Annotated in this window: 11 protein-coding genes, 1 tRNA gene and 1 pseudogene (1 of these 13 only partly in view); 7 read left to right on the top strand and 6 right to left on the bottom strand. The window is 43.8% G+C overall.

What is annotated here, in order from left to right; all coding sequences use genetic code 11:
* Positions 1 to 8: pseudogene (locus A2048_05505) on the bottom strand (hypothetical protein); it reaches 388 nt to the left of the window's first position.
* 220 nt (positions 9 to 228) lie between these two features.
* Between A2048_05505 and A2048_05500 the strand changes: the two are divergent.
* Positions 229 to 1,491 (top strand): hypothetical protein, encoded by a 1,263-nt coding sequence (locus tag A2048_05500; GenBank protein OGP10913.1) that lies wholly within the window; start codon positions 229 to 231, stop codon positions 1,489 to 1,491.
* Positions 1,492 to 1,546: 55 nt separating this feature from the next.
* Positions 1,547 to 1,622: transfer RNA gene (locus A2048_05495), tRNA-Met, on the top strand.
* Between the two features lie 84 nt (positions 1,623 to 1,706).
* Here the strand turns inward: A2048_05495 and A2048_05490 are convergent.
* From A2048_05490 to A2048_05480, 3 genes are read right to left on the bottom strand one after another with little or no spacing between them, the layout of a single operon-like run.
* Complete coding sequence (locus tag A2048_05490) at positions 1,707 to 2,723, bottom strand: hypothetical protein (protein OGP10912.1); 1,017 nt, start codon at positions 2,721 to 2,723, stop codon at positions 1,707 to 1,709.
* Positions 2,724 to 2,727: 4 nt separating this feature from the next.
* On the bottom strand, positions 2,728 to 3,126 hold the full coding sequence (locus A2048_05485) for a hypothetical protein (GenBank protein ID OGP10911.1): 399 nt from the start codon (positions 3,124 to 3,126) through the stop codon (positions 2,728 to 2,730).
* Positions 3,123 to 3,389, bottom strand: a complete 267-nt coding sequence (locus A2048_05480; protein ID OGP10910.1) for a hypothetical protein — start codon at positions 3,387 to 3,389, stop codon at positions 3,123 to 3,125. The genes A2048_05485 and A2048_05480 overlap by 4 nt, the downstream gene beginning before the upstream one ends.
* A gap of 583 nt (positions 3,390 to 3,972) precedes the next feature.
* On the opposite strand from A2048_05480, the gene A2048_05475 reads away from it, so the two are divergent.
* Both A2048_05475 and A2048_05470 read left to right on the top strand, forming a co-directional pair.
* The gene (locus A2048_05475) at positions 3,973 to 4,167 is read left to right on the top strand and encodes a hypothetical protein (protein OGP10944.1); all 195 of its coding nucleotides are present in this window, start codon (positions 3,973 to 3,975) and stop codon (positions 4,165 to 4,167) included.
* Between the two features lie 56 nt (positions 4,168 to 4,223).
* The gene (locus tag A2048_05470; GenBank protein OGP10909.1) at positions 4,224 to 4,670 is read left to right on the top strand and encodes a hypothetical protein; all 447 of its coding nucleotides are present in this window, start codon (positions 4,224 to 4,226) and stop codon (positions 4,668 to 4,670) included.
* An 18-nt stretch (positions 4,671 to 4,688) separates the two neighbouring features.
* Here the strand turns inward: A2048_05470 and A2048_05465 are convergent, their stop codons facing one another.
* A complete protein-coding gene (locus A2048_05465) occupies positions 4,689 to 4,988 on the bottom strand; it encodes a hypothetical protein (GenBank protein ID OGP10908.1) in 300 nt (99 codons plus the stop codon).
* A 256-nt stretch (positions 4,989 to 5,244) separates the two neighbouring features.
* Between A2048_05465 and A2048_05460 the strand changes: the two genes are divergently transcribed.
* Genes A2048_05460 through A2048_05450 form a run of 3 tightly spaced genes read left to right on the top strand, consistent with a single transcriptional unit; the run spans position 5,245 to position 9,733 of the window.
* Positions 5,245 to 5,568, top strand: coding sequence for a hypothetical protein (locus tag A2048_05460; GenBank protein OGP10907.1), 324 nt, complete (start codon positions 5,245 to 5,247; stop codon positions 5,566 to 5,568).
* A complete protein-coding gene (locus A2048_05455; GenBank protein ID OGP10906.1) occupies positions 5,565 to 7,088 on the top strand; it encodes a hypothetical protein in 1,524 nt (507 codons plus the stop codon). Before A2048_05460 ends, A2048_05455 begins: the two co-directional genes overlap by 4 nt.
* A 2-nt stretch (positions 7,089 to 7,090) precedes the next feature.
* Positions 7,091 to 9,733: a hypothetical protein gene (locus A2048_05450; GenBank protein OGP10905.1), complete on the top strand. Its 2,643-nt coding sequence runs from the start codon at positions 7,091 to 7,093 to the stop codon at positions 9,731 to 9,733.
* On the opposite strand, the gene A2048_05445 is transcribed toward A2048_05450, so the two are convergent.
* Entirely contained in the window at positions 9,730 to 10,206 is a 477-nt protein-coding gene (locus tag A2048_05445) for a hypothetical protein (GenBank protein OGP10904.1), read from the bottom strand. The two genes, A2048_05450 and A2048_05445, sit on opposite strands and share 4 nt — an antisense overlap.
* Between the last annotated feature and the right edge of the window lie 21 nt (positions 10,207 to 10,227).

Below are 10,227 nucleotides of genomic sequence, written 5' to 3'. Positions count from 1 at the left end.
ATCGGCAAAGCCGCTGGAGCCTCCCCCTCAACGCGCCTGTGGCGCTGTTTTACTTTTTACTTCCTCTCATAGTTATTATCGGGTGAGGCAGCCATGAGAGTTGTTTTGCATTTAAAATGAGGGGTTTAGACACCCCCATTTCTAAGTGCTTATTTTAGCTTAATTTTTTTGGCCTTACGAGAGGTATTTTTTTGACCATTCCCTCTTTTTAAGGTATGAAAGTTTTCGATGTATCTTTTTATTCGAGCATTTCTTGTTGGAATTACTTGTTTTTTCTTCTCTTTTAAAACTCATGCCTATTATCCGGCCACTCTTTGGTCTTCGGACCGTATTTCCGAAACTTTGGTGGGTGTACGGGTAGGTCCTGTTCTTAAAGATGAAAAACCAGCCCTCGTTACTTTAAGTCCCCATCATTTGGTTATTTATGAAAAAAATGAAGAGAAGATATCTAAGTTAATAGAATATAACAACTTACCTGATAATGAATGGATTAAGCTGGGGCTTTATGATTTTGAAGGGGATGGCGTTGAAGAAATCTTGATTGCGGGGTTTCGAAAGGGAAGGCCTCTTTCGGTCGTCCTTCAAGTTGAAAATAAGCAAATTATTCAAAAGGCCGAAGCTCCCTTTTTTGTGAACGTGATTGAATGGGAGGGTAAAAAGCAGGCCGTGGGGCAAAATAGTTTGGGATTGGACGATTTTACGGGCCCTGTTTTTAAACTGGAATTAAAGGGGAAAGCCTTGCAAAAAGGGGAGATTTTTTTTCTTCCCGGTGGATTGTCGGGAAAGGCCATTCCTCTTTTTTCGCTTCAAGGATTTTTTTCAAAGGAAATTTCTTCAGATGGTTTTCTTTATTTAAATGATCTGGGAAATCTGGTCCATTTTGGGAAAAAAGTAGATACATCTCAAAAAACGAAATGGAAAACGAAATGGACTTCCAGCCCCAGCTATGGGGGCGCTGTTTATTTTTTAAAGCGTGTTGTTGCCAATCCCTTTGGCCAAGTGGAAAATCAGCGTTTTTATGTGCCAGTGAGCTTTGAGTCCAATTCCTCTTTTTGGTCCTTAAAGTCCCCCGTTGATTCCCAGGGCTTGGAGAATGCTCTTTGTCCGGAACCCGTCAGCCCTGAGCCCGTGCTTGTTTACGGAGTGTGTGTTTCTCCTAAAAAATTACCCCGAAAGAATTTGAATGAACCTGTCAAAGGAGATCCGTGGAAACTTTATTTGATCAAGAACGAAGGATATTTAAAAAATGTGATTGGGGCTGTGCCCTCGGTTAAAAACAGCCAGATGGTGCGTGTGTTGTGGACGGGGTACGGGTTTCAGGAGGAATGGAATTCGCCGCGGTTAGATGGCGCTATTTCCGATTTTACCTTGGTTGACTGGGATGGGGATGGAAGGGAAGAAATCCTGGCCGCCTTCTTGTTGCGTGACAAGGGCTATACCGACACGCTTAAAAAACAAGATAGCTTGTTGTTGGTGATTCAGCCAAAATAATCAAAATACTTGCATCCCCGATAGCTCTATTTTAAATACACCCAACTTTTTTTCCGGCAGGGTAGCTCAGTTGGTAGAGCAGTGGACTCATAAGCCATTGGTCGGCGGTTCAAATCCGCCCCCTGCCACAAAAAACCTTATGTAATTTCGTAAGGTTGCGTGTTCGGTGTCGCGAGATGTTAAATCTCGCGGCACCCCTCACAGCACCCCACCCCTCATAAAGCAGCCTCCTGTTGTTTAAAATCGACCCTAATCACATTTCCCTCAAATCCAACAATGTTGGATTGCTTCTGAATATGAAGCCTAGAAAAATGTGCATATCGCTCCGTTGTACTAATGTTTGAATGACCCAAAAATTTTTGTAGGTCATAAAGGTTTCCCCCATTCATCATGTAATGAGAAGCATAGGTATGTCTCAAGCCGTGAAGCCCAATACATTTTACCCCTGCTTTCTTACAGGCTCGTGGGAAAACTGTCTTGATTAAGTAATCAGAGCGTAATAGGTCGCCATCTTCTTTTACAAACAACCGACCGTTATGTTTGACCAAAGGGTATAAGCTCCTTTTTACAGGATCGTTTATTCCCAGTTGTCTTAGCTGACACGATTTTGTCTGATGCCTAATACTATTGGACGCCATACAAAATATTCGATCAACTGTCAGGATATCAGCAAAACAATCAACCTGTTCGCCATGAACGGCAACTGCTTCGCCAACTCTTAATCCTGTATTAAGGATTAAAATCCATAACGGGTAATAATGTGAGTCTTGTTCACTCTTCAAGAATTGGTGAATGCTTGTAGCATCCCAATACTTGTACCGATTATTCATCTCTTTCATCGGAGTAATGGCGAGAAAAGGGTTCATTGTGAACGCATTCCCAAAAGTTTGTTGGGTGATGGCCAAATTGAACATGGTGGCCATTAAAGTTCGGCAACGATTTACTGATGCGTTAGAGAAGGTCTTACCCATTGGGAATTCTTCAGTGGGTTTCTTTTTGACCTTTTTTTTACGCAAACAGCTAATCAGAGCTTGGTGTTCTTGAATGGTCACTTTAGCCATGTCGCCATCGTTGTAAAACGGCTTTAGATGGGTTTTAAAGGTGCAGATTGCCCTTTTAATTGTTGATATTGCATTTCCCTTGTTCTTGGCATTCTCAAGGTAATGGTTGAACATATCGTCAATTATGACCTTCTGAAAGCATGGCGTTTTAGTGTCACGTTTGAACCTCATTTTGTTAACCCATTCGGCCGCGGCCTGCCGCGTCTCGAATTTCTTGAAGAGTCTTTGGCCCAGAACCGTTACTCTGGCCTGGTACCGCACCGTTCCATCTATATTGGTTATTTTTCTTATCATGGGAGTTTCTCCTTTCGAGGTTTAAGGAGTCATTCCGAAATGCCGTGATCACTTCATCTAAGTAGAAGCGTGGCTTGTTGCCAACGTAGTGGAATGGCAAGGAGTCGTCGGCCATCATCCGGCTGATGGTCTTTACAGACACATCAAAAATGAAGGCGACGTCTTCCTTTTCTAAGACCTTATGTTTTAATTTAAGGCTTAAAAGTGCGAGTGGATTGTCAAAGATCCGTTCGCCATAAGGCCCTACTTTTTCCTCATTTTCAAGTTCTATATTTGTCATAATTTTTGATCATTCACTTGATGTTCAATTTGCAAATTTGTTTCTCCAAAAATTTCCAATAATTCAAATGGCGTTGTGTGAGTTACCTCTGCAATTTTTAAAAAATGCTTCAGTTTCATATCTTCAGTTCCTTGATTCCGTTCCCAACGAGAAACGGTGGTGATACGAACGCCGACAAGTTCTGCTAGTTTATGTTGTGAAATTTTAAATTTAGACCGGATGGTCTGGATGGCTTCTCCAAGAGTGAAGTTTTTGATAGCCATGTAAAATTTCTAGCTCTCTTGGAATGAGTTTGTCAATACGTTTTATCTAAAAAATCTTTTAAAATCATAATGTTATGACGCTATGAGTCGTTGTTCTGCGTCATATTGACGCTCCGTTTACTGCATCCATGCTTCAATTGATGCATGGATGCATATCCTGGTGTGTCAAATCAAAATGGCTGAGGGAGGAACTGGAAATTATCCCCCGTTCATTTAAGTTGTTGAGTGATTTTCTGTTTCGATTTTTCCTAAATGTAGGCCGCGCCCGGAGTGGCCCCGAATTCAGCGTTGAGGATGGCCCCATCTTGGTACATTCCCCATCTTAATCTCTTCAACGTATTTGTCGGCTGTTATTTAAGTGACACCCCACCTCGTTTTTGATTTTCCATTTTATTTTTCATTTCCGGTTGCCGATTTTCTTTTCGTCGGGGGGCATTTCAAGACCTGCGCCATCCCCCTTGGGGCTGTCACAGGCCTTGAGTGGCATGCCCTTATCCCTCCTCAAAGATCGGCAACCTTTTTTGTATCGTCATTGGTTTGGCTGGTGGAACCAATGACGGTTCCAAAAAAAAGGAAAAATAAAATGGAAAATCAAACAATCAAAATCAAAGACGTTTTCGTAATCAAAGAAACAGCCGACAAGGGCTTTACTCAATGGATTAAGGTCGGGGTGGGTTTTATCAACCAAGATGGATCGATTAACGTGATCCTTGATTCGGTACCTCTTAACGGAAAACTTCAAATCCGAGACAGAAAATCTAAACAACAAGCAGCCTAAATGAACCAGGGGGAGAATGACCTCTCCCCCTTTTCATCCAATTAAAGAAAGTTTATATGAACCAACTTAATCAACAAATAGCTTCCAAAGCCGATCAGTTCTCCCAATATTTCAAGACCATCGTTCGTGAGGGTAACAAACATGAAGTCTATGTCCTCAAAGACAATGCTCCCGATGAACTTGTGGATCTCATCCATAAAGCCCATGGGGATTTCATGCCGGATGATTTTCGTTATGAAACCATCCTTGATGCCCTTTATGCCTTTGCTGGTTGTGACAATGCCGATATCGATGATGTCAGGCTGGAAGCTGATATTTACACCCATGACTTACTTCAGTGGCTCGGCTCCAACTTGAATCGAGTGGGCTATTGCGACCAGGCCCAAGACGAATTCGGCTTGGAGAAAGCCGATGTGTTGACTCTTATCACCTATGGCCAGCAAATGGAGAAAGATGAAATCGTTTCTCTTGTTCGTGAAGGCCTCATTTCCCTTTGCACTTAAGGTGCGAGGGGAAGTGCTTTACTTGGCAGTCGTTTCTTTTGGGACGGCAAAGAGGCTCTTCTCATAATCCCCGAGTGAGCTTGCGGCAATCTCTGCTTCAAGCATCGTTTTAAAACTTGGGTCTGTATTTGCTTTGCTCAAATAGAACCCGCCCAAAACCATCTTCCTTTCATTTTCAACTTGCTTTGAAAGCGCGATGAGTTTTTGCGCCGCCTTTCTTAATCGTAAGCGAATCGCTTGTGATTTGACCTCATCTTTTGCTTTCTGAATTTCTAATCGTTTTCGTTTGGCTAGTATTTGTTCTTTGCTGATACTCATTTTCTCCTCCTGTTTTTGGTTGGCCCGTTTTTGTTAGTTCCTCGGATTTTGCCTTAAAGGAAGTTGGGCTACGCCCCCTTTAAAAATCCGTACACACCTGACGCAAGTTTCGTTGCATTGGGATGTCATTGAAATCGTTTGTTTATTCTCAAATCCGCTCATTTTTAAAGCCTTCCTAAAATGTCCTCTTTTGTCCGCTGACAGATAACCTAGCAAGAACTATAAGTTTTTGAAGAGGACAAAAGAGGACATTTTTATGAAGAAAAAATTTACTACTTTTCTCCCAGGTGAAATTTTGGCCGAACTTCGTGATGAGGCCGCAAAGTATAAATCAAGCGTCGCGGAAGTTTTGCGTCGAAAACTTTTAGAATCTAAAAATTTGGAAACATCGCAAGCCGGTCCACCACCTCAATCACAAAATTTAAAAAATGAATCAAACGACTCAGGCCTTTACCCCTTGATCGTTGAAGTCTTGCTTTTACTCCGCGAGTTCTTTTTTGAGCGGAATGCGCAGGTCTTAAAGAAGGTGGATGAAAATCTGGATAAGCGATTTGGAAAAGAAAGGACAAAAATCATATGAGCAAACATAACCTCGAACGAATATTTCTTTATGTCGGACTGTCCGTTGCCACGGGCATCATTTTACTGTTTGCCATTTCCTACTTTTACTTCGACTTGTCCCACTTCTCATTGACTAGCCTTTTTCACATCATCCCTCAGTTGGTCAAAACTCAAAGTTTCACCTGGTTGACTGTTGCCAGTGGGTTGGCAGGTTTTGCATTGGGCCTCTTTCTGCTGTGGCTGTATGAAAACCATGTTCCTAGTAGTTTGAAGTCTCGCCATCACATCCGCGGCGCCGATATTGTAAGAACTGAGAAGCTTAAACGATATACTTTGAAGAAGCGGCAATCTCAAATCACGATTGCAGATGTCCCCATCCCCACTTCGTTAGAAACGCTTCATTTTCTGATTGGTGGCCGTACCGGTACCGGCAAGACTGTCGCCATTAAGGAAATGTTGACTCGGATCATCCCACGTGGGGATCGCGTGATTATCACAGATCCAAACGGTGACTTCGTTTCCCATTTCTTCAAAAAGGGGGATGTAATCCTCAATCCCTTTGACTTAAGAGGTGAAGGTTGGTCGATTTTTAATGAAATGAGTTCGGTGTACGACCATATGCGTTATGCCAGGTCGATCATCCCACCCCCCATTTCATCCCATGATCGCGAGTGGCATGAGTATGCTCAACTCCTTTGTGCAGAAACGACCAAAAAGCTATTTTTGAACCGCAAGTACGACACGAAGGAATTAGCAGATTGGCTGACCGTCAAACCACAGGAAGAATTAAAAGAGTTTCTCGCTGACACAGCGGCCGCAGGCCAGTTTATTTCGGGGGCTGATAAAGCCGCGGCCAGTGTTCGGTTCATCATTGCCAAGCATATTGCCCCTCATCAATACCTTAAACCCGGTAATTTTTCCCTTAGGGAATGGTTAAAAAACGACAATGCGGGAAACCTCTTCATCACATGGCGTGAGGATATGGCGGATGCTTTACGCCCGCTTATTTCCACCTGGTTGGACATCCTTTGTACATCCATCTTAAGCCTGCCGCCCAGTGACAATCGGCGCATATGGATCATTATTGACGAGCTGGCCTCTCTTGAAAGGCTGAATAGCTTGGAGGCTGCTCTCACAAAGGGCCGCAAGCATGGCTTGCGCATTGTTACAGGCCTTCAATCGACAGCTCAATTGGACCATCTTTATGGCCGTGAGAAAGCCATTGTCCTGCGTTCCTGCTTTAGCAATCTTTTGATATTGGGGGGAACTTCCAGCGATTCCCAGACAGCTGAGGATTTTAGCCGTGGTCTGGGCGAACAGGATTTGGAAAGAATCCAAACATCCACGACTCAAACTCGCCAAGGCCGCCAGAAAACCGAGGTCAAACAGCGGGTCAAGGAGCGGATCGTTCTTCCCAGCGAGATTACTAATTTACCACCTTTATCGGGTTATTTAAGTTTTGCCGGAGACTATCCCATTGCCCGAGTCGAACTTAAACCCATTGATCTGCCCACAGTCACCCAACCCTTTCAGGAGTAAGTATGCTCAGTATTGCCAATGTCAGCGGGAATGATGATGCCAGCCGATACTATGAAAAGGCCGATGATTATTACACCAAGGATAAAAGTCCAAGCCAGTGGCAAGGTAAAGCCGCAACAGCGTTAAACCTTCAGGGAGAAATTCAACAGGATAAGTTTAAAAACCTTTTGGCCGGTATTCTACCTAACGGTGAAACCATCAAGGAAAACACTCAAGGCCGCCGGGGAGGCACCGATTTAACCTTTAGCGCCCCTAAATCAGTATCCATGCAAGCGCTTATCGCCGGGGATTATGCTTTGATTGATGCCCATGACCGCGCCGTGACCCAAGCATTAAAATACGCGGAAACTTTAGTTACCTACCGGCGAATGGTTGATGGCGAATTAAAGAAGGTCCCCACCCGGAATATGCTAGCCGCAACGTTTAGACACGAGCTCAGCCGTGCTTGTGATCCACAGCTTCATACTCATTGCGTGGTCTTAAACCTCACCCAGAGGGAAGACGGCAAGTGGAGGGCCATGGATAACGAGCTTTTTTACCGTCAGAAAATGCTGATGGGGGTGCTCTATAGGGCAGAGTTAGCCCGTGAGGTTCAAAATCTTGGGTATGAAGTACGTGTCACTCACCAAGATGGCCGCTTCGAACTCGGGCACATTACCGATAGTCAAATTGAAAGTTTCAGTAGCCGGAGTCAGGCCATCGAGGAGATTTTAAAAAAAGGCGGTAAAACCCGCGAGTCAGCCTCCCCTCAAGAAAAGCAGCTTATCACTATCGCCACTCGGCAAAGAAAAACCGATGTGGACCGCCAATTTCTAAAAGAACATTGGAAAGAAAAAAGTCTGGAATCAAAGATCCATTACCAACAAAAATTAAAGCCCCAAAAAATCAATAATCTCTCACTGGCTCACAATGGCGTCCAATTTGCCCTAGATCATCTCCTGGAAAGACAATCAGTGATTACTCAAAGCCAGTTTTTGCGGACAGCTCTTCAACACGGTGTTCGCTATAATACATTCAAAGAAATTCAATTTGAGATTGATCGAAGACTCAAAGAAGGCCTTCTCTTGCAGTTTGGAGAACGTATCACTACCCCTGAAGCGATCAAGCGAGAACAAATGACCCTTCAAATGGAGCAAAGGGGCCGGGCCTTTAATCGGTCTATTTTTGGTCCGCAACAGGTCGATAAATTTCTGGAAGAGTCCAAGCTTAATGAGGAACAAAAAAAGGCCTCTCAATTGATTTTAACAAGTTCGACCTGGGCTGTGGGCATCCAAGGCTTGGCGGGGACCGGAAAGACCTTCATGCTCAAAGCCACAAATGAGCTGGCCCACAAACAGGGTTATCAAATGGTAGGACTGGCCCCTAGCACTTCGGCTACCAAGGAATTATCCAAAACAGGAATGGAAAGTATGACGATATCTGCCTTCCAAGTTCCGGAGAGGCAAAAAAAGATAAATTCAAAAACTGTGTTGGTGATCGATGAAGCAGGCATGGTGTCTTCCAAGCAAATGGAAGCTGTTTTTAGAACGGCTTTTCACTATCAGGCCAAAGTAGTGCTGGTAGGAGATACCCAGCAGCTAAAAGCGGTTGAGGCCGGAAAACCTTTCGCTCAACTTCAAGCTCATGGAATGCCAACAGCAGGTATGAGCGAGATTCAACGCCAAAAAGAACCTGAACTCAAAAAAGCTGTGGAGCTGGCAGCCCGCGGCGAGATCGTTCAATCAATTGCTGTTTTGGACAAATCCATTACCGAAATTCAAAATGAAGAAGCAAGACACGCCCAGATTGCCAAGGACTACACGGAACTCACCAAGCATGAACAAAAAGAAACGCTCATTGTATCAGGAACCAATCGGGCTAAAGATTCAATCAACCAACAGGTCAGACAAAATCTGGGATTTCATGGGAAAGGCAATCTGGTTCCCGTTTTACAGGATAAAGCTTTTACCAAAGCTCAGATTAAGGAAATCCGCAGTTACAAGATTGGGGATATCATCGTTCCTGAAAGAAATTATTCCACCCTCAAACTCAAGAAAGGAAGTCAGGCCATTATTAAAGAAATTAAAAATTCCTATGTCATCCTTCAAAAGGAGGATGGCTCTCGCATAAAATGGTACCCTCGACATAAAAACAAAGTGGGCGTTTACCAGATAAACCAACGAGAAATCTCTCAGGGGGATATGATTCGGTTTACGAGGAATGATCCGCAGAAAAATTTTGATAATGGTGAACGGGCACGAGTTGTTAAGGTGGATTTGGATAAGACTCTGCATATCCAAAAAGAGAATGGCCATGTGGTCAAAATCACTGGCAGCAAACCTCTGCACATGGATTATGGCTATTGCTCCACCGTTCATGCGGCGCAGGGTAAAACCTGTGAAAAAGTTCTCATTGAAGCAGACACTAAAAGTCTGACCTCAGCCCAGGACAACTACTACGTGGCCATTAGTCGAGCTCGACAAGAAGTAAAAATTTACACCAATGATAGGGCGAAACTTCCGGAAGCCATGACGAGGGAAAATCCGAAGGAAGCAGCACTGGAATTAAGAATTAATCCCGAAAAAATTCCTCGATACAATCCAACCGTCCAGCAAACTCATGAAAGAGTCAAATCGAAAAAGGACATGGAACTGGATAGAAGTTAATCCACCTTCTGAATGTTTGCAGGTTCATAAGACCGGATTTCGGTCAATTCCTGCAAGGCAGTTGTTTCATCCACTCCTTGGACAGAGGCTTGGGTATTGCCACCAAATAGGTTGAATCCGGCCCCTGTGGTAATTTTCAAGAAATAAGTCTGCTGACTTTTCGTTGGAAAGTTAAATTCCAAGTTAGGGATGTTTGACAAAGCACTCCACCTGATTTTCATCCGATGAGGGCCTTCTTTCAAATAAAACCATGTGTATTCGTGGTTGGAAATTTTCACGATGGATCGCTTGTCTACCATGACATTGGCCCTGCCGCCCATGGGGAGTGCTTTCAGTCGGCAAACATAAACCAAGGCATATCCTTCCGGGGGTGGTGATGCAGGGATAAATGAGACAGGTTCGTTTTTGGCGTAGCCGGTACCAACGGAAATCAATAAAAGAAGTACGGTAAAAAATAGGTTTTTAGTTTTCATATTTGTGTGCTTTTCAAGAGG

Source organism: Deltaproteobacteria bacterium GWA2_45_12 (genome assembly GCA_001797365.1).
Classification (GTDB): Bacteria; UBA10199; UBA10199; order UBA10199; family UBA10199; genus UBA10199.
The sequence above is the reverse complement of the archived record's forward strand: the minus strand, read 5'-3'. Positions and strand labels throughout refer to the sequence as shown.

Coding starts and splice junctions, on each gene's coding strand:
- A2048_05475 (OGP10944.1), top strand. CDS start 3,973: ATGGAAAATCAAACAATCAAAATCAAAGACGTTTTCGTAATCAAAGAA.
- A2048_05445 (OGP10904.1), bottom strand. CDS start 10,206: ATGAAAACTAAAAACCTATTTTTTACCGTACTTCTTTTATTGATTTCC.
- A2048_05485 (OGP10911.1), bottom strand. CDS start 3,126: ATGACAAATATAGAACTTGAAAATGAGGAAAAAGTAGGGCCTTATGGC.
- A2048_05450 (OGP10905.1), top strand. CDS start 7,091: ATGCTCAGTATTGCCAATGTCAGCGGGAATGATGATGCCAGCCGATAC.
- A2048_05465 (OGP10908.1), bottom strand. CDS start 4,988: ATGAGTATCAGCAAAGAACAAATACTAGCCAAACGAAAACGATTAGAA.
- A2048_05500 (OGP10913.1), top strand. CDS start 229: ATGTATCTTTTTATTCGAGCATTTCTTGTTGGAATTACTTGTTTTTTC.
- A2048_05455 (OGP10906.1), top strand. CDS start 5,565: ATGAGCAAACATAACCTCGAACGAATATTTCTTTATGTCGGACTGTCC.
- A2048_05460 (OGP10907.1), top strand. CDS start 5,245: ATGAAGAAAAAATTTACTACTTTTCTCCCAGGTGAAATTTTGGCCGAA.
- A2048_05490 (OGP10912.1), bottom strand. CDS start 2,723: ATGAGGTTCAAACGTGACACTAAAACGCCATGCTTTCAGAAGGTCATA.
- A2048_05480 (OGP10910.1), bottom strand. CDS start 3,389: ATGGCTATCAAAAACTTCACTCTTGGAGAAGCCATCCAGACCATCCGG.
- A2048_05470 (OGP10909.1), top strand. CDS start 4,224: ATGAACCAACTTAATCAACAAATAGCTTCCAAAGCCGATCAGTTCTCC.